This window comes from Kosakonia sp. SMBL-WEM22 (assembly GCF_014490785.1).
Classification (GTDB): domain Bacteria; phylum Pseudomonadota; class Gammaproteobacteria; order Enterobacterales; family Enterobacteriaceae; genus Kosakonia.
The window spans coordinates 1,902,930-1,920,877 of the sequence record NZ_CP051488.1 but is presented as its reverse complement, the minus strand read 5'-3'; the positions used below and the strand labels follow the sequence as shown (position 1 = coordinate 1,920,877).

13 protein-coding genes are annotated in these 17,948 nt (G+C 56.6%); 3 read left to right on the top strand and 10 right to left on the bottom strand.

Features of this window, described 5'->3' with window-relative positions; translation table 11 throughout:
• Positions 1-279: 279 nt before the first annotated feature.
• From efeB to efeU, 3 genes are read right to left on the bottom strand one after another with little or no spacing between them, the layout of a single operon-like run.
• The gene (efeB, locus tag HF650_RS09045; protein ID WP_187802065.1) at positions 280-1,563 is read right to left on the bottom strand and encodes an iron uptake transporter deferrochelatase/peroxidase subunit; all 1,284 of its coding nucleotides are present in this window, start codon (positions 1,561-1,563) and stop codon (positions 280-282) included.
• A 2-nt stretch (positions 1,564-1,565) separates the two neighbouring features.
• Positions 1,566-2,693, bottom strand: coding sequence for an iron uptake system protein EfeO (efeO, locus tag HF650_RS09040; protein ID WP_187802064.1), 1,128 nt, complete (start codon positions 2,691-2,693; stop codon positions 1,566-1,568).
• 49 nt (positions 2,694-2,742) lie between these two features.
• Positions 2,743-3,576 carry an iron uptake transporter permease EfeU gene (gene efeU / locus HF650_RS09035; RefSeq protein WP_187802063.1) on the bottom strand — a complete coding sequence of 278 codons (834 nt, stop codon included), beginning with the start codon at positions 3,574-3,576 and terminating at the stop codon, positions 2,743-2,745.
• Positions 3,577-3,857: 281 nt separating this feature from the next.
• Between efeU and HF650_RS09030 the strand changes: the two genes are divergently transcribed.
• Positions 3,858-5,042 (top strand): nucleoside transporter C-terminal domain-containing protein, encoded by a 1,185-nt coding sequence (locus tag HF650_RS09030; protein WP_187802062.1) that lies wholly within the window; start codon positions 3,858-3,860, stop codon positions 5,040-5,042.
• Between the two features lie 39 nt (positions 5,043-5,081).
• Here the strand turns inward: HF650_RS09030 and HF650_RS09025 are convergent, their stop codons facing one another.
• Both HF650_RS09025 and putP read right to left on the bottom strand, forming a co-directional pair.
• Positions 5,082-5,510: a DUF3574 domain-containing protein gene (locus HF650_RS09025; protein WP_187802061.1), complete on the bottom strand. Its 429-nt coding sequence runs from the start codon at positions 5,508-5,510 to the stop codon at positions 5,082-5,084.
• Between the two features lie 98 nt (positions 5,511-5,608).
• A complete protein-coding gene (putP, locus tag HF650_RS09020) occupies positions 5,609-7,117 on the bottom strand; it encodes a sodium/proline symporter PutP (protein WP_187802060.1) in 1,509 nt (502 codons plus the stop codon).
• Between the two features lie 418 nt (positions 7,118-7,535).
• On the opposite strand from putP, the gene putA reads away from it, so the two are divergent.
• The gene (putA, locus tag HF650_RS09015) at positions 7,536-11,498 is read left to right on the top strand and encodes a trifunctional transcriptional regulator/proline dehydrogenase/L-glutamate gamma-semialdehyde dehydrogenase (protein WP_187802059.1); all 3,963 of its coding nucleotides are present in this window, start codon (positions 7,536-7,538) and stop codon (positions 11,496-11,498) included.
• 82 nt (positions 11,499-11,580) lie between these two features.
• The gene (locus HF650_RS09010; RefSeq protein WP_187802058.1) at positions 11,581-12,066 is read left to right on the top strand and encodes a DUF943 family protein; all 486 of its coding nucleotides are present in this window, start codon (positions 11,581-11,583) and stop codon (positions 12,064-12,066) included.
• 151 nt (positions 12,067-12,217) lie between these two features.
• Here the strand turns inward: HF650_RS09010 and HF650_RS09005 are convergent, their stop codons facing one another.
• The 5 genes from HF650_RS09005 to HF650_RS08985 are packed head-to-tail and all read right to left on the bottom strand — an operon-like array spanning position 12,218 to position 17,904.
• A complete protein-coding gene (locus tag HF650_RS09005) occupies positions 12,218-12,820 on the bottom strand; it encodes an SIS domain-containing protein (protein WP_187802057.1) in 603 nt (200 codons plus the stop codon).
• A complete protein-coding gene (locus HF650_RS09000; RefSeq protein WP_187802056.1) occupies positions 12,817-14,454 on the bottom strand; it encodes an FGGY-family carbohydrate kinase in 1,638 nt (545 codons plus the stop codon). The genes HF650_RS09005 and HF650_RS09000 overlap by 4 nt, the downstream gene beginning before the upstream one ends.
• 16 nt (positions 14,455-14,470) lie before the next feature.
• Positions 14,471-15,424: an ABC transporter permease gene (locus tag HF650_RS08995; protein ID WP_187802055.1), complete on the bottom strand. Its 954-nt coding sequence runs from the start codon at positions 15,422-15,424 to the stop codon at positions 14,471-14,473.
• A 1-nt stretch (position 15,425) separates the two neighbouring features.
• Positions 15,426-16,412: an ABC transporter permease gene (locus tag HF650_RS08990; protein WP_187802054.1), complete on the bottom strand. Its 987-nt coding sequence runs from the start codon at positions 16,410-16,412 to the stop codon at positions 15,426-15,428.
• Positions 16,405-17,904 (bottom strand): sugar ABC transporter ATP-binding protein, encoded by a 1,500-nt coding sequence (locus tag HF650_RS08985; RefSeq protein WP_187802053.1) that lies wholly within the window; start codon positions 17,902-17,904, stop codon positions 16,405-16,407. Before HF650_RS08985 ends, HF650_RS08990 begins: the two co-directional genes overlap by 8 nt.
• Positions 17,905-17,948 lie beyond the last annotated feature (44 nt).

Below are 17,948 nucleotides of genomic sequence, written 5' to 3'. Positions count from 1 at the left end.
ACTACAGCACTTTACCATCCGCGATCTCCAGAAGACTTCATCACCGCAGGGATAACCGAATGAACTGCTCTTCTAAAGCGTAGCATCAATGCAACAATTTTTTTACTAAACATTAACAGCTACGCACTCTGCGTCGTTTCACAGAGTCTCTTCGATGAATATTACAGAAATATAACAGATACTTTGTAATACATTAAAATTATGCGTGGATGGCAGAAAAAGTATGTCAAATTGCTACAGATAACAGAATATCCTGCCCGGGCGGGCAGGATAGGATCTTCACGCTTCGAGCAGAGACTGGGCAAGATAGCCTTGGGTTGACTTCACGCCGGGTAACGCGAAGAAGAAACCGCCGCCGATGGGCCGGATATACTCCTCCAGCGCTTCACCATTGAGCCGCTTCTGTACGGTCAGGAAGCCCTTCTCCAGATCGTGCTGGTAACAGACAAACAGCAGGCCCATATCCAGTTGACCAGCGTTGGTAACGCCCAGGGAGTAACTGTAACCCCGGCGCATCATCAGGTTCGCCTGCGTCTCTTTCGTACGCGGGTTTGCCAGGCGGATATGGCTGTCGAGAGCGATAACATTGCCCTCGGGATCGCTGGCGTAATCGGGCACATCGTGCTCATGCTGCATACCGAGCGGCGCGCCGCTCTGCTTATCTCGCCCGAAGATGGTCTGCTGCTCTTTCAGCGGTGTGCGATCCCAGAACTCAACGCGGAACTGGATAATGCGCACCGCCTGATAGCTGCCGCCAACCGCCCATGCCGGCTCATCCTGATCGCTGGTCACCCAGACGATCTCATTCATCAGCGGCGCATTGCTGCTGTCGGGGTTTGCCGTGCCATCCTTAAAGCCGAGCAGATTTACCGGCGTCTCTTTCCCCCGGCTGCGCGCAGCGTGGTCTGAGATAAACCCTTCCCGCTTCCAGCGCACGCTGAGCAGATCCGGCGTGTGTTTAATCACATCGCGTAGCGCGTGAATCACCGTATCCTGCGTGTTAGCGCAGATCTGCAGCAGCAGATCGCCATGACAGAGCGCGGCATCAAGAGAGTCGTTAGGAAAACGCATCATCTTCTGCAGCTTCTTGGTTTTCTGCGCCGAGAGACCAAAGCGCTCATCAAACAGCGCAGAACCAACCGAGACCGTCATCGTTAGGTTATCCGGGGCGATAAACGGCCCGAGAATGCCGGAATCCATCGGCGGCAGGCGCGGGTTTGGCGTTTCCGGTGCCGGGCCGCCCGTCGTCAGGAAGGCAATTCGTTCGGTGAGCAGGCGAAACAGACGGATAAGATCGGCTTTATCCGTCGCCAGCACATCAAACGCCACCAGCATCATCGAGGCCTGCTGCGGCGTTAAGATGCCCGCCTGATGCTCACCATAGAACGGCTGCTTTTCCATACGCGAATCGGGCGAAAGGGTTCCCGGCGCGCTTTGCGGTTTCGCCGCATGCGCCACCGGACAACCGCCAGCGAGAGCAAGCGCGCCACCCAGTGCGCCCATCCCTTTTAATAACCGACGCCGCGAAGGTTCGCTGACGTCGTTTTCATCATGCTGCTTCATGATTAATCCAGCCCAAGTACGCCGCGCAGCTGCGCCAGATCTTCCGCCAGGGTGGTGATTGGCCCCTTCAGCGCATTACGATCGGCATCGGTCAGCTTGTCATAGGTCTCAAAGCCCGTTTTAGTGCGGTACTTCGCTAAAATGGTATTCACTTTCTTAAAGTTGGCATCCACTTTCGTAAGCAGCGCGCCGTTCTCTTTTTGCAGCTGCGGACGCAGCAGGTCAACGATCTTCTGCGCGCCTTCGATATTGGCCTGGAAATCCCACAGGTCGGTATGGCTGTAACGATCCTCTTCACCGCTGATTTTGCTCGCCGCCACCTCTTCAATCAGCCCAGCTGCACCGCCGACCACTTTTGACGGCGGGAAGGCCAGTTCATTAATGCGGGTTTGCAGTTCAAGCACATCGTGATTGAGCTTATCGGCGTAGCTCTCCATGCCTTTGATGCTGTTATCGCCAAACAGTGCCTTCTCCAGGCGATGGAAACCGGTGAATTTCGGATCGGCGGCCTTCTGCTCGTAATCATCTTCACGGGCATCGATGCTGCCATCGAGATCGGAGAAGAGCTCAGCAATGGGCTCAATACGCTCGTAGTGCTGGCGCGTCGGGGCGTAGAGCGATTTCGCTTTTTCGATATCGCCCGCTTTCACCGCATCGGTAAAGGCTTTGGTGCCGGTGACCAGCTGCGCGGTTTCGCCAACGACATAGGCTTTATAGGCGGTGATCGCCTCGCCAAGGCTCAGCAGCGCATCCCCTTTCGCCGCATCCGCCGTCGCTTCCCCTTTGACCACCAGTTTGCCTTTCGGGTTGGTTAACAGGCCGCAGGTCATCTCATACTCGCCCGGCTGCAGGTTGGCGGTGAGCTTCTGGCTGAAGCCCGGCGCAATGTTTTCGCGCTCTTCAACCACCATCACGCCTTTAAGGATCTCCCACTCCAGCGCTTTCTGGCTGTGGTTGAGGATCACAAACTGTGTTTTGCCCGCGTTGACCGTCAGGTTCATCGGTTCGCATTGCTTATCTGTCACCGTCACTTTTACCTGCGGCACATCCGCTGCCTGTGCCCCAAACGCACACGCCATCAGCGCGGCGACCCCGATTTGTACTGCGCTACGTCGAAAAAGAGTTGCCATGATCCTTCCCTTTAATAAGTGTGTTGTAACTAAGAATTGTTATGGAGACTTATGGTGCCGCTCGTGATGGCTGCGCGCCGGCGCGCGGCGGTAAAACAAACAGCACCAGCGCCGGGATTAAATAGAGGAAGTAGACAGCCACTTCGCTGACACTTGGCGTCTCCTGGTAACCAAAAATGCCCTCCAGCAGTGTGCCGGTCAGCGAATGGGTGGTCAGCACGTTGCTTAAATCAAAGGCCACATCCTGGAAGTGGTTCCACAAGCCCGCTTCGTGGAAAGCGCGGATCGCACCGGCGGCAAGACCGGCGGCGACAAAGAGGATAAACAGGCTGGTCCATTTGAAAAACGCACCGAGATTTAGGCGCACGCCCCCCCAATAGAGCAGAAAACCGAGCACTACGGCGGTAGCGAGGCCCAGCACAGCGCCGAGTGGCGGCCAGATGCCAACATCTTGCTGAAACGCTGCCAGCAGGAAGAAGACTGACTCCAGCCCTTCGCGGGCGACGGCGAAAAAGACCATCAGGATCAGCGCCCAGCCGTGGTTATTACTGCGCGCCAGCGCACTATCGACGGCCTGCTCCAGCTGCACTTTGACGTTGCGCGACACACGGCGCATCCAGAAAACCATCCAGGTAAGGATCACCACGGCTATTGCCGCGACAATGCCTTCGAATAGCTCCTGCTCTCTTTGCGGAAACTCGCCGGTGGTTTCATTAATGGCGATGCCAAGCCCGAGGCAGAGCGCGGCAGCGAGAAAAACACCGACCCACATCACGCTTATCCAGCGCCCGCGTTGGGTGCGTTTCAGGTAGCTGGCGATCAGGCTGACAATCAGGGCCGCTTCAAGGCCCTCACGCAACATAATGAGGAATGGGACAAACATAGAACCGCCCTTGTGTTATGCACCGTCAAAGGTTGCAAAGAAAGGTAAATTGCATTGATAGTGATTATCATTACGCAAGAAAGAAACTCAAGCGAAAAATATGTTGAGAATGATAACCGGATGTAACCGGCTAGCAGGCTAACGAATCTCTTATTCGTCTTATGCAGAAGCCGTTGAAAAGCAGAAAAAAGTTAGCTAACGAAGCATTATCTTTCTGTTTACCGCCCCTCACGCCTGTGGCTAAATAAACGCCCGTTTCGTTTACCTGGCTACACCCAACTATGCTCAATTTTTTACATTTCCTGCTGGCGCTGGGGGTGATCCTCGCGCTGGCCTGGCTGGTGAGTTTTGACCGCAAGCGCATTCCGTTTCGTTTCATCCTGCAACTGATTGTGATTGAACTGGCACTGGCCTGGTTCTTTTTGCACGCCCAGAGCGGATTAACGCTGATTAAATATGTCTCCGGCTTCTTTGAAATGCTGCTGAAATTCGCCGCCGAAGGGACCGGCTTCGTCTTTGGCGGCATGAGCGAAAAAGGGCTGGCGTTTATTTTCCTCGGCGTCCTCTGCCCTATCGTCTTTATCTCGGCGCTGATTGGCATTTTGCAGCACTGGCGCATTCTGCCAATCTTTATTCGTCTGATTGGCACGCTGCTCTCGAAGCTTAACGGCATGGGCAAGCTGGAGTCCTTCAACGCCGTTAGCTCGCTGATCCTCGGCCAGTCGGAGAACTTCATTGCCTATAAAGGTATTCTGGCGGATCTCTCCTCACGCCGGATGTTCACCATGGCGGCGACGGCGATGTCGACGGTATCGCTGTCGATTGTCGGTGCCTATATGACGATGCTTGATGCGAAATATGTGGTCGCGGCGCTGCTGCTCAATATGTTCAGCACCTTTATCATTCTGTCGGTGATCAACCCGTCGCGCGGGCAGGAGGAAGCGGAGATCAAGCTGGCGAAGCTCCACGAATCGCAAAGCTTCTTCGAGATGCTTGGGGAATACATTCTCGCGGGCTTTAAAGTGGCGATGATAATCCTGGCGATGCTGATTGGCTTTATCGCGCTGATCAGCGCCGTTAACGCCCTCTTCTCAGCGCTGTTTGGCATTAGCTTTCAGCAACTGCTCGGCTATGTCTTCTACCCGTTCGCGTGGCTGATTGGCATCCCGTTGAGCGATGCGCTCTCGGCAGGCAGCATTATGGCAACTAAGCTGGTGGCGAATGAGTTTGTGGCGATGATTGAGCTGCAAAAGGTTGCCCCGCAGATGAGCCCGCGCGGGCTGGGCATTCTTTCGGTCTTCCTGGTCTCCTTCGCTAACTTTGCCTCCATCGGCATCGTCGCGGGTGCCATCAAGGGGCTGAACGAGCAGCAGGGTAATGCGGTTTCGCGTTTCGGCCTGCGGCTGGTGTATGGCGCGACGCTGGTGAGCCTGCTCTCCGCAGCGTTTGCCGGTGTGGTGCTCTAAGGTGTGATTTCCCTCTCCCATTGCGGGAGAGGGACGCTGTCAGAACTGTACGCAGACCGATTGATCGACGCGCATCACCGACTCCTGGGCGAAACGCGATTTGTAAATCCCGCGCAGGTCATCAATATTTTTATCACTTTGCGCGTCCGCGGCGTGAATCAGCATCAGCGCTTTACTCGGCTCCCGCGCCACTTTGCCATCATTGCCAAGCCACTGGCCGCGCGCGTCAAACACCGTTAACCCCTCACGAAAACGCGGCGTTACATCGCCATCGACAAACTGCTGCCACTCCTCGGCGGTGATCGCGTTACCTGCCGGGCGATTAAGGCCGAAATAGAGCGTCGTTTGCTCCATCCGATCCGCCGGTGCGCACTGTTGCGCCATAGGTTGCGGCTTTTGCGCCGGCGCATTACAGCCCGCCAGTAGACCAGCCACCATCAATGCCATAGCCAATTTTATTGTTTTCATTCCCCTGCCCTCACGGTTAGTTGTCGGAAGATATCAGCGTAATCTCCATGATTTAGCAACAAAAAAACCCGCCGCAGCGGGTTTTATTAAGTGAATAGTTACTTGACCATTGCGCGAACCGGGGGCGCAGAGCGGTAATGGGCATCCGCCTCTGCGAAGCGCTGCTGCATGGCGGCAGACGGCACTTTACCGATCAGGCTGAAGACGACGATCCCAAGGCTGCCGAAGATAAAACCAGGGATGATTTCATACAGCCCCAGCCAGCCGAAATGTTTCCAGACGATAACGGTGACCGCGCCGATAATCATCCCCGCCAGCGCGCCGTTGCGCGTCATACGTGACCACATCACCGAAAGCAGAACCACCGGGCCAAACGCCGCACCGAAACCGGCCCATGCGTAGCTTACCAGGCCAAGCACGCGGTTGTCCGGGTTTGCCGCCAGCGCGATTGCCACCAGCGCGACCACCAGCACCATTGCACGGCCAACCCACACCAGCTCTTTCTGGCTGGCGCCTTTACGCAGGAACGCTTTGTAGAAATCTTCCGTAATCGCACTGGAGCAGACCAACAGTTGGCAGCTTAGGGTCGACATCACCGCCGCGAGGATCGCAGAGAGCAGAATACCGGCAATCCACGGGTTAAACAGCACCTGCGCCAGCTCAATAAAGACACGCTCGGCGTTCTGGTTTACCGCGCCCGCCAGCGACGGGTTGGTATCAAAGTAAGCGATGCCGAAGAAACCGACCGCCACCGCACCCGCCAGGCAGAGGATCATCCAGGTCATACTGATACGACGCGCATGCACGATGGTGTGGTGGGAATCGGCCGCCATAAAGCGCGCCAGAATATGCGGCTGACCGAAGTAGCCCAGCCCCCAGCCCATCAGCGAGACGATGGCGACAAAGTTGAGACCTTTGAGCATATCGACGTTTTCAATGCTCTTCTGCTTGATCACTTCCAGCGAATCACCAAAACCGCCGACGGAGATAATCACAATCACAGGGGTGAGGATCAGAGCGAAGATCATCAGGCTGGCCTGGACGGTGTCGGTCCAGCTGATGGCAAGGAAACCGCCAATGAAGGTATAAAGAATGGTTGCCGCCGCCCCGGCCCACAGCGCCGTTTCATAGCTCATGCCGAAGGTGCTTTCGAACAGACGCGCACCCGCCACAATGCCGGAGGCACAATAAATGGTGAAGAAGACCAGAATCACCACCGCAGAGATAATGCGCAGCAGCCGACTATTATCTTCAAAGCGGCCGGTGAAGTAGTCAGGCAGGGTCAGGGCATTATTGTTCGCTTCGGTGTGAACGCGCAGGCGCCCTGCCACCAGTTTCCAGTTGACCCAGGCACCGACGGTCAGACCAATCGCGATCCAGCTTTCAGAGATACCGGAGATAAAGATCGCCCCTGGCAGCCCCATCAGTAACCAGCCGCTCATATCAGATGCACCGGCTGATAATGCCGTGACTAATGGCCCAAGGCTGCGACCGCCGAGAATGTAGTCATCAAAGTTTTTTGTTGATCGCCAGGCAATAAAACCGATCAGGATCATGCCAAAGATATAAATAAGAAAGGTCACCATCATCGGTGTGCTTATTGCCATCAAAATAGTCTCCAGGATCTTCGTCGACAAATGTCTATTTGCCGCTTTTATCCATCGCCGGAACGTAGCGACGGTGCGTATGTATTATTAGAAGCGCCCGTATCCTGCCGGAAGCCTCCGTTATTCACAATTGATTTAACACACCATTTACATCGAAGATATCCCATCAGGAATAGGATTTTGTTATAGGTTGCACTCCGTCACAATTTTAAAGGTTGCACCTTTGAAAAGTGTTAGCAACCGCATAAATCCTGGGCTAGAGGCAAATTGCAGCCCTCTCATCGCCTCTTAAGATAATTAACAATTCATTCATTTATAACCTTGCCAGCCAGCTCACAATTAACAAGGTTGCACAAAGTTGCAACATGGTGGATATTTCAGCCTATTGTGCAAAACACCATATGAACAGGAGCAACGCATGGGCACCACCACCATGGGGGTCAAGCTTGACGACGCCACGCGCGAAAGGATTAAAGCTGCCGCAGCGACCATTGACCGCACGCCACACTGGTTAATTAAACAAGCCATTTTTAATTTCCTCGAAAAGCTGGAGAGCAGCGAAGGATTACCGGAGCTGGCAGGCGCACAGGCGCATAACGTGCAGGAGGATGAGGCAAGTGCGGTGATTGACGAAAGTCCGCAGCCATTCCTCGACTTCGCCGAGCAGATCCTGCCGCAGTCCGTCTCCCGGGCGGCGATCACCAGCGCCTGGCGTTGGGCGGAAACTGATGCCGTACCCATGCTGCTTGAGCAGGCGCGCCTGCCGCAGCCGGTGGCAGAGAGCGCCCATAAGTTGGCTTACCAGCTGGCCGAAAAATTGCGTAACCAAAAAACCGCGACCGGCCGCGCGGGCATGGTACAGAGCCTGCTGCAGGAGTTCTCCCTCTCCTCGCAGGAGGGTGTGGCGCTGATGTGTCTCGCCGAAGCGCTGCTGCGTATTCCTGATAAAGCGACGCGCGATGCGCTGATCCGCGACAAAATCAGTAACGGCAACTGGCAATCCCATATTGGCCGCAGCGCTTCACTGTTTGTGAACGCCGCTACCTGGGGTTTGCTGTTTACCGGCCGCCTGGTCTCTACCCACAACGAAGCCAATCTCTCCCGTTCGCTGAACCGTATTATCGGCAAGAGCGGCGAGCCGCTGATCCGCAAAGGGGTCGATATGGCGATGCGGCTGATGGGCGAGCAGTTTGTGACCGGCGAGACCATCGCCGAAGCGCTGGCCAATGCCCGTAAGCTTGAAGAGAAAGGGTTTCGTTACTCCTACGATATGCTCGGCGAAGCGGCGCTGACCGCTGCCGATGCGCAGGCCTACATGGTCTCTTACCAGCAGGCGATCCACGCTATTGGTAAAGCCTCTAACGGCCGCGGCATCTATGAAGGACCGGGCATCTCCATCAAGCTGTCGGCGCTGCATCCGCGTTACAGCCGTGCGCAGTATGACCGCGTAATGGACGAACTCTATCCGCGTCTGAAATCCTTAACCCTGCTGGCGCGTCAGTACGACATCGGTATCAACATTGATGCCGAAGAGGCGGACCGGCTGGAGATCTCCCTCGACCTGCTGGAAAAACTCTGCTTCGAGCCAGAGCTGGCGGGCTGGAACGGCATCGGCTTTGTGATTCAGGCCTACCAAAAGCGCTGCCCGTTTGTCATTGATTATCTGATTGAGCTGGCAACCCGCAGCCGTCGTCGTCTGATGATCCGTCTGGTGAAAGGCGCGTACTGGGACAGCGAAATTAAACGTGCGCAGATGGAAGGTCTTGAGGGCTACCCGGTCTATACCCGCAAGGTCTACACCGATGTCTCCTATCTTGCCTGCGCGAAGAAACTGCTGGCGGTGCCGAACCTGATCTATCCACAGTTTGCGACCCATAACGCCCATACGCTGGCGGCGATCTACCAACTGGCCGGGCAGAACTACTATCCGGGCCAGTACGAGTTCCAGTGCTTGCACGGGATGGGCGAACCGCTCTATGAGCAGGTGGTCGGCAAGGTCGCCGATGGCAAGCTCAACCGTCCGTGCCGTATTTACGCCCCGGTCGGTACCCATGAAACCCTGCTGGCCTATCTGGTGCGCCGTCTGCTGGAAAATGGAGCCAACACCTCGTTCGTTAACCGTATTGCAGATAACACGCTCCCGCTCGATACGCTGGTCGCCGACCCGGTTACGGAAGTGGAAAAACTCGCCGCCCAGGAGGGCCAGATTGGCCTGCCGCATCCGAAAATTGCCCTGCCGCGCGCGCTCTATGGCGAAGGCCGCATCAACTCGGCCGGTCTCGATTTGGCGAACGAACACCGTCTGGCTTCCCTCTCCTCTGCCCTGCTTAATAGCGCGGCGCAGAAGTGGTACGCCCATCCGATGCTCGAAGAACCTGTAATGGAGGGCGAAGCAATTGCGGTGATCAACCCGGCAGAGCCGAAAGATATTGTCGGTTATGTGGTGGAAGCGAGTGAAGCGCAGGTGAACCAGGCGCTGGAGAACGCGGTTAACCATGCGCCAATCTGGTTTGCTACGCCTGCGCAGGAGCGTGGCGCCATTCTGCAGCGCGCCGCAGTGCTGATGGAAGACAATCTGCAAACGCTGATTGGTATTCTGGTGCGTGAAGCGGGCAAAACCTTCAGCAACGCGATTGCGGAAGTGCGTGAAGCGGTCGATTTCCTGCACTACTACGCAGGCCAGGTCAGCAGCGATTTCGATAATGAGACCCATCGCCCGCTTGGGCCGGTGGTCTGTATCAGCCCGTGGAACTTCCCGCTGGCGATCTTTACCGGGCAGATTGCCGCCGCGCTGGCGGCCGGTAACAGCGTACTGGCGAAACCGGCGGAGCAGACCCCGCTGATTGCCGCCCAGGGCGTGAAGATCCTGCTTGAAGCGGGCGTACCGGCAGGCGTACTGCAACTGCTGCCTGGCCGCGGTGAAACTGTGGGCGCACAGCTGACCGGCGATGCGCGCGTGCGCGGCGTGATGTTTACCGGCTCCACCGATGTCGCCACGCTCTTGCAACGCAACATCGCCACCCGCCTGGATGCCCATGGCCGCCCAACACCGCTTATCGCCGAAACCGGCGGTATGAATGCGATGATTGTCGACTCCTCGGCGCTGACGGAGCAGGTAGTGATTGATGTGGTCGCTTCGGCGTTTGACAGCGCCGGTCAGCGCTGCTCGGCGCTGCGCGTGCTCTGTCTGCAGGAGGATATCGCCGACCATACGCTGACCATGCTGCGCGGCGCGATGGCCGAGTGCCGGATGGGCAATCCAGGGCGCCTCTCCACCGACATCGGCCCGGTGATTGATGCCGAAGCCAAAGCCAATATTGAGAAGCATATTCAGGCGATGCAGGCGAAAGGCCGCACCGTCTACCAGGCAGTGCGTGAAAACAGCGAAGATGCCCGCGAGTGGCGCACCGGCACGTTTGTGCCGCCAACACTGATTGAACTGGAAAGCTTTGACGAGCTAAAAAAAGAGATCTTCGGCCCGGTGCTGCACGTGGTGCGTTATTCACGTAACCAGCTCGATCAGCTACTGGAGCAGATTAACGCCTCCGGCTACGGTCTGACGTTGGGTGTCCACACGCGTATTGATGAAACCATCGCGCAGGTCACCGGAAACGCCCACGTGGGGAACCTCTACGTGAACCGCAATATGGTCGGCGCCGTGGTTGGCGTGCAGCCCTTTGGCGGCGAAGGGTTGTCGGGCACCGGGCCAAAAGCCGGTGGGCCGCTCTATCTCTATCGCCTGCTGAGCAGCCGCCCGGAGAAGGCGGTGCTGAAAACCCTGTCGCGCCACGACGCCGAGCGCCCGCTGGATGCACAGGTGAAAGCCGTGCTGACTCAGCCGCTGGCGGCGCTGACCGCGTGGGCCGCCACGCAGCGCCCGGAATTAAACAAGGTGTGCGAGCAGTTCAGCGAACTGGCGCAGGCGGGTACGCAGCGACTGCTGCCAGGCCCAACCGGGGAGCGCAACAGCTGGACGCTGGCACCGCGCGAGCGCGTACTCTGCGTGGCCGATAACGAGCAGGATGCGCTGGTACAGCTGGCTGCCGTGCTGGCATCGGGCAGCACGGCGCTATGGCAGGATGACACGCTGCACCGCGATCTGGCTAAGCAGTTGCCGGAAACCGTCAGCCAGCGGATCACATTCGCTAAAGCGGAGAGCCTGATGGCGCAGCCGTTCGACGCAGTGATCTTCCACGGTGACTCCGATCAGCTGGTGCATCTGTGCGAAAGCGTCGCGGCACGTGATGGCGCGATCGTCTCCGTTCAGGGCTTTGCGCGGGGTGAAACCAATATCCTGCTCGAACGCCTGTGGCTGGAGCGCTCCCTCAGCGTCAACACCGCAGCAGCCGGTGGTAATGCCAGCCTGATGACGATTGGTTAAATCTTCGGTCATATTGAAACTTGCTATTGCCCTACAAAAAAAGGCACCCTCAGGGTGCCTTTTTTATTTGTGACGGAACACAATGCTCAGAATCAGACAAACAAATTCGACCAGGCCGCTTCATCTCACGACGCTGATAGCGCTTATCTCAGTGACCGTTTTGTTAATCAGCGTTCTCATAAACTTCGCATTTTTCAGGCAACCCGAGATCATGGCAACCAAACAGAATCTCAATTTCTCTGATGTTGCGGTGAAAAATATGCCTTTTACTGAAAACGGGAAAATAGCGTGGTGGCAAGAGAACAAAGGTAAATTGCATAAAGAGTTCAATATCCCTTCTCCGGCCAAAAACGGCGACTGGTATATAAGCGTCTGGAACTCTGGCTCGGGCTTTCAAAACAGACCTGAAGGTGACATTCGGGTTTTCAGTTCAGAAACACAGGATATGATCTGTTTTAGAAATGACAGCGATAAATGTCTGCAAAAAGATCTAGTTATGCGCATTGAAAATAACCGAAGTGGCGGTGTGAATATTCAAATCGGTGATAAAGATATCTCTGTGAAATAGAAAAACAGGCAAAGCTCTCCTGACCTCTGATTACATGCCCGATGGCGCTGCGCTTATCGGGCCTATGCGACGATCTGTAGGCCGTATAAGGCGTCAGCCGCCATCCGGCAGCGTGTCGAAAGTGAAAGAATCGTTGTAATAAAAAAGCGCCTTACGGCGCTTTTTTTCGTAGCGTTAAACCGACGTCGCCGCCGGGGTGTACGGCGAGCAGTGTCTCTTTCGAGTAACTGCTTTCACTCATCAGACAGGCGCAGGCGGCATCAAAAATCGCCAGCACCAGCACAATGGAGGTGGTCGCCAGCATATTAAGCGGATCGATCTCGCGCTGTACGCCGGTAGAGATCACAAGCCTTGATGCGAGCGCAATCGCCGAAGCCGGGTTCTCCGTCACGCAGAGAATCGGCGTATTTTTCCTTGCTAACCCCGGCAACAAACGGGTCAGCTCTTCCGAGTTACCGCCGCGCGAAAGCATAATCACTAAATCATCTGGTCCGATAAAACCGAGATCGCCGTGCGCGGCATCGGTGGCATTCAGGTAGATGGCCGGGCGCTCAACACAGGCCAGCATATGGGCAATTTTACGCGCTGCAATGCCGGAGGTGCCGACGCCGGTAACGACAATCTTTCCTTTGCAGCCGCGCAGTTCCGCCATCAACGCCGCCCAGGTCGCGGGATCAAGGTGGCGGCTCAGTGCCGCCATCTCTTCGCTGTAGATACGCCAGGCATTGCACGCCTGCTGCCAGCTTTCGCTCATGCCTCCTCCTGCATCAACGCGCGGTACTTCATATGATCGGCGTACATCTCATGGAAGACGGTGTATTTACGGTCGTAATAGAGCTTGATGCGGTTGGTCTGCGGCGTCACTGTTTTACCAATGCGGCTCATCGCCGACATCGCCTCCGGGAAGCTGTCAAACACGCCGGCAGCAATGGTGCCCATCATTGCCCCGCCAAGCAGCATCGCCTCGCTCTCCTCCGGCAGCAGCATCGCGCAGCCGGTGGCATTGGCGTGCTCCTGCACAAAGATTGGGTTTTTAGTGCCGCCACCGCTCGCCATTACCGTATCAATACTGTAACCGCTTTGATTCATGGTCTCGATAATATGGCGCGTACCGAGGGCGATAGCCTGAATGGTCGCCAGATAGTGCAGCGCCATATCTTCCGGCGTGCGCGACAGTTTCAGCCCGCTAATTACGCCGGTCAGCGTCGGGTTGGCGCGCGGGGAGCGGTTGCCGTGGAAATACGGCAGGATATGAATATCGCGTGTCAGAAAGGCGATATTCTCAGGCTCACCCGCCATTTTGCGCAGCAGCGCATTCAGCACTTCATAGATGGTCTGCCCCTGGGTTTTAGCTTGCGCAAGCAGCGTTTCGTAACAGGGGTGAGACTGAATGACGTGATCGATCAGCGCCCCGGTTGCCGACTGCCCACCTTCATTCAGCCAGTAGCCCGGCAGCACCGCCGAGTAGTATGGCCCCCAGACGCCGCCGATAAAGCGCGCCTGCGGTGAAATCGCCATGTGACCGGTGGAGGTGCCGCCAATCAGCGCGATGCGGCGGTCAAAATCGGCCATCTCGCCAGAGGGGCCGCTGGCACCCAGCGTACCGAGCGTCCCGGCGTGAGCATCGATAATAGACACGCTGACCGCCGTGCCCGGCATCAGCCCCATCTCGGTAGCCGCGCGCTGCGACAGCCCGCGACCAAGCGGTTCACCCATCGTTTTCACGTAGCGGCCAATTTTCTCCGCATCATGTTCGAGCAGATCTTCAAGGCCAATCTGGCGGAAGTAGCTGGTATCCCACTTATCTTCATGGCCCATATAGGTCCATTTACACACCGTCGAGCAGAGGGAACGGGTGTCATCGCCGGTGGCGCGCCAGGTCAAAAAATCGGGGAGATCGAAGAAGAAGCCGGCGTTCGCCCAGGTGTTCGGCATGTGCTGTTTCAGCCACAGCAGTTTTGGCGTCTGCATCTCAGGCGAGATAATACCGCCGACATAATCCAGCACCCGGTGATGGGTGGCGTTGATGCGATCCGCCTGCGCAATGGCGCGGTGATCCATCCACACGATAATGTTCTGCTCGCTGCGCCCGGAGGGGCTGATGGTCAGCGGGTTACCCTTTTTATCCAGCACCACCAGCGAACAGGTGGCGTCAAAGCCCAGCCCTTTAACCTGAATCGGGTTGATATCGGCCTGGTTGATGGCATCACGCACGGCGTTACACACCGCCTGCCAGATGTTGTCTGAGGATTGCTCGACGAAATCGGCCTGCGGGCGATAGATCTCAATGCTCCTGCTGGCCTGGCTGACCATGCGGCCCGTCAGATCAAAGATGCCCGCACGGGCGCTGCCGGTCCCTACATCCACACCAATAAAGTAGCTCGCCATGGTTTTTCTCCCGAAATCAGGCTTTACGATTCTGTAATGCGATAAAGAGGATCAGCACTGCGCCCCAGAGCGCCATCGTCAGATAGCTGCTGATACCTAATAAGTTAAAGCCACTTTCCAGCATCTGCAGCACCACCAGCGCCAGCACCAGCCCGAGCACGCGACCAAAGCCGCCGTCCGGGTTAATGCCACCGAGCACCGAGGCCAGAATGGTTACCAGAAGATAGGATTCGCCATACCCCGCTTTCGCGGAGTTAAATTTTGCCATCATCAGAATGGCGGCAACCCAGCCGAGCAGCGCGGAGATGACATACACCGCGATCTGCACGCGCACGGTGTTGACACCGCTGTAGCGCGTTGCCTGTTCATTCGAGCCCACCAGGTAGAGGCTGCGCCCGAGCGTGGTGTGTTCCAGCAGCACCCACAGCAATAATGCCACCACTAAAAAGAGCAGCAGTGCCACCGGAATACCGACAATCGTGGCGTTCCCGAGATACTGGATCGCCGCCGGGAAGCCGGAGATCACCGTGCCGTTAGAGAGCAGAATATTGAGCCCGGAGATAAGCGTCATGGTGCCGAGGGTCGCGAGGATCGGCGAGACGCCCACCCAGGCAACTAAGGTGCCGTTCAGCACGCCAATCGCCACCGCCGTCAGCAGCCCGGCAAACAGCGCTAACGCGAGGAAGAGCGGATTATCCGGGTGCATCACAATCACCGCTGCCATCACCAGCGAACAGGCGTTAGCCCCGGCAATGATCGACAGGTTGATGCCGCCAGTGAGCATGGTTATCCCCATGCCGAGCGCCAGCATGCCAAGGATCGGCAGCTGCGATCCAATGGACTGGAAGTTCGCAACGCTGAAAAAGCGCCCGCCGAGCAGGAAGGAGAAGATCAGCGCAACGCCAATAATAATCACACACTGCAAGCGGATGATGGCATCACCGGGCAGGATTCGGACGATGGATTTCATCTTATAGCTCCCTTGCGAGTTTGCGTTTTTCATGCCACGCGGTGGCGCTGATACTGACCAGAATGATGGCGCCGCTAAAGACCGTGTGCCAGTAAGAGGAGACGCCAAGCAGCGTTAAACCGTTTTGCAGGAAGGCGAGCAGAATCACACCGAGCAGCGTACCGATTAAGGTGCCGCGCCCGCCGGACATGCTGGTTCCGCCAAGTACCACCGCCGCCAGCACCGTCAGCTCATAACCAAACAGCGAGTTGGGTGCCACCGATTGGGTGATCTGCGCCTGCACCACCGCCGCAACGCCCGCCAGAATGCCCATATAGCCGTAGACATAGAAGTGCAGCCTCAGCAGATTTAGCCCGAGACGGGACGCCGCATCACGGTTGCCCCCCATGGCGTAGATTTGCCGCCCCAGACGGGTGTAGTTCATCAGCACGGCGGTAAAAATAATCGTCGCGCCAAGGCAGATAAGCGGCAGGGTCAGACCATAGTCATAACCATCCGCACCGGTAAAGGTGAACCAGTTGACGCCGTTCATAAACCAGTCCGGGAAGCCATACAGCCAGGTGCCTTTGGTGGCGTAGACCAGCAGGCCGTAAAAGAGGTTCAGGGTGGCAATGGTGATAATGATGGCCGGTACGCGCAGCCAGTAGACGAGGAAGCCGTTGATCAAGCCGAGCAGTAAGCCGACCGCCATCGCTAATGTCAGCGCGAGGACAAAGTTGCCGCCGTGGGCAATTACCCAGCTGGCCATCGCGTATTGCGCAATCGCCGTCATTGCCGGGAAGGAGATGTCGATGCCGCCAGAGATGAGCACGACAAACAGCCCGCAGGCCAGGATGCCGAGGATCGCATAACTGGTGGCGACATCCGTTAAATTGCCGAGGGTGAAAAACTCATCGGTACGGATTGTCAGGCCAACCGCCAGTGCAACCACCAGCACACCCAGCCAGAACTCATGTTGCCCGATCAAGCGGGCGAGCGAGTTACGCATTGACCACCTCCGCGATCTCCTCTTCGCTACAGCGGTGCGGGTTGAACTCCGCCACCAGTTCACCCCGGCGCATCACCAGCACGCGGTGGCTGTTGTAATAGGCTTCCGGGATTTCATCACAAATCATCAATACTGCCATTCCCTGCTCTGCCAGCTGGCGGGCGATCTGATAGATGCCCTCTTTGTTGGCGATGTCGACGCCTACGGTTGGCGAGTCGAGGATCAGGATCCGCGGCTGGGTGGCGACCCATTTGGCGATAGCAATACGCTGAGCATTGCCGCCGGAGAGGGTTTTCACCGGCAGCTGCGGGTCGGAGACTTTGATATTCAGGTTACTGATTAGGTCATTGACCAGTTGCCCGGCTTTAGCGTGATCGAGCAAGCCGCTGCGGGTATGAAGCTTGTCGAAAACGGTGACAATGGTGTTGTCATAGATTGACTGCTCCATAATCAGCCCCTGGGTTAAGCGATCTTCCGAGACATAGCCGATGCCATGGCGAATGGCGTCATGGTTATTGCGCAGTTTCACCGGCTTATCATTAATGCGGATTTCGCCATCTTCCGGTTTGGTCATGCCAAACAGGCTCATGCAGAGCTCGGTACGCCCGGAGCCCAACAGCCCGACAATCGAGACGATCTCGCCGCTGCGCAGTGAAAGATTGATATCGCGGTACTTGCCTTTACGGCTTAAGTGGCGCAGTTCCAGCATTGGCGGCTGGTCGACCGGCGGTTTTTCCGGCAGTGGGCTGTAGTGAAAACGCTGCCCGGTCATCAGATACGCCAGTTCGTGACTATCAAGTTCGCTGGCAGGCCAGGTGCCGACCAGCTTGCCGTCGCGCATTACGCTGATGCGATCCGCCACTTCCATCACTTCATCGAGGCGGTGACTAACAAATACAACGCAGATACCGGCGGCTTTCAGTTCATTGACCACGCGCAGTAAGCCATTTACTTCATGGCGAGTTAATGACGCCGTCGGTTCATCCATAATCACCAGCCGGGCTTCGGCGGCAATCGCACGGCAGATCGCCACCAGTTGGCGGTCAGCAATAGAGAGTTTTTCGACCTTTTTATCCGGATCGAGGCGCACGCCAATGCGTGCCATTGCGGCCAACGCCTGTTTGCGCATCGCACCGCGGCGTACCCAGATATCACCGCCGGGCAGATAGCGATGCAGGGCGATATTTTCTGCCACGCTGAAATTGGGGAATAACGAGAGATCCTGATAGATCACCTGAATGCCGTAATGGGCGGAGAGCTGTGGCGTCAACTGATGAAAGAGCTTGCCATCAAGTTGAATACTGCCGCCCTTTTCCGGGTGATAAACGCCGGAAATCACTTTAATAATGGTGCTTTTCCCGCAGCCGTTTTGCCCTGCCAGGCAGTGAACTTCACCTTTTTTGAGGGTTAAATTCACCCTATCCAGCGCCAGCACGCCCGGGAATTGCTTGCTGATGTTCTCAAGAGTGATAAATGCGGTGGGGTCGGTCATCGACAATACCTCTGCCAGCGCCCGTGAAGGACGCGAGGATGAAA

Coding starts and splice junctions, on each gene's coding strand:
- HF650_RS09030 (WP_187802062.1), top strand. CDS start 3,858: ATGCTCAATTTTTTACATTTCCTGCTGGCGCTGGGGGTGATCCTCGCG.
- putA (WP_187802059.1), top strand. CDS start 7,536: ATGGGCACCACCACCATGGGGGTCAAGCTTGACGACGCCACGCGCGAA.
- efeO (WP_187802064.1), bottom strand. CDS start 2,693: ATGGCAACTCTTTTTCGACGTAGCGCAGTACAAATCGGGGTCGCCGCG.
- HF650_RS09005 (WP_187802057.1), bottom strand. CDS start 12,820: ATGAGCGAAAGCTGGCAGCAGGCGTGCAATGCCTGGCGTATCTACAGC.
- HF650_RS09025 (WP_187802061.1), bottom strand. CDS start 5,510: ATGAAAACAATAAAATTGGCTATGGCATTGATGGTGGCTGGTCTACTG.
- efeB (WP_187802065.1), bottom strand. CDS start 1,563: ATGAAGCAGCATGATGAAAACGACGTCAGCGAACCTTCGCGGCGTCGG.
- HF650_RS09010 (WP_187802058.1), top strand. CDS start 11,581: ATGCTCAGAATCAGACAAACAAATTCGACCAGGCCGCTTCATCTCACG.
- HF650_RS08985 (WP_187802053.1), bottom strand. CDS start 17,904: ATGACCGACCCCACCGCATTTATCACTCTTGAGAACATCAGCAAGCAA.
- efeU (WP_187802063.1), bottom strand. CDS start 3,576: ATGTTTGTCCCATTCCTCATTATGTTGCGTGAGGGCCTTGAAGCGGCC.
- HF650_RS08995 (WP_187802055.1), bottom strand. CDS start 15,424: ATGAAATCCATCGTCCGAATCCTGCCCGGTGATGCCATCATCCGCTTG.
- HF650_RS08990 (WP_187802054.1), bottom strand. CDS start 16,412: ATGCGTAACTCGCTCGCCCGCTTGATCGGGCAACATGAGTTCTGGCTG.
- HF650_RS09000 (WP_187802056.1), bottom strand. CDS start 14,454: ATGGCGAGCTACTTTATTGGTGTGGATGTAGGGACCGGCAGCGCCCGT.
- putP (WP_187802060.1), bottom strand. CDS start 7,117: ATGGCAATAAGCACACCGATGATGGTGACCTTTCTTATTTATATCTTT.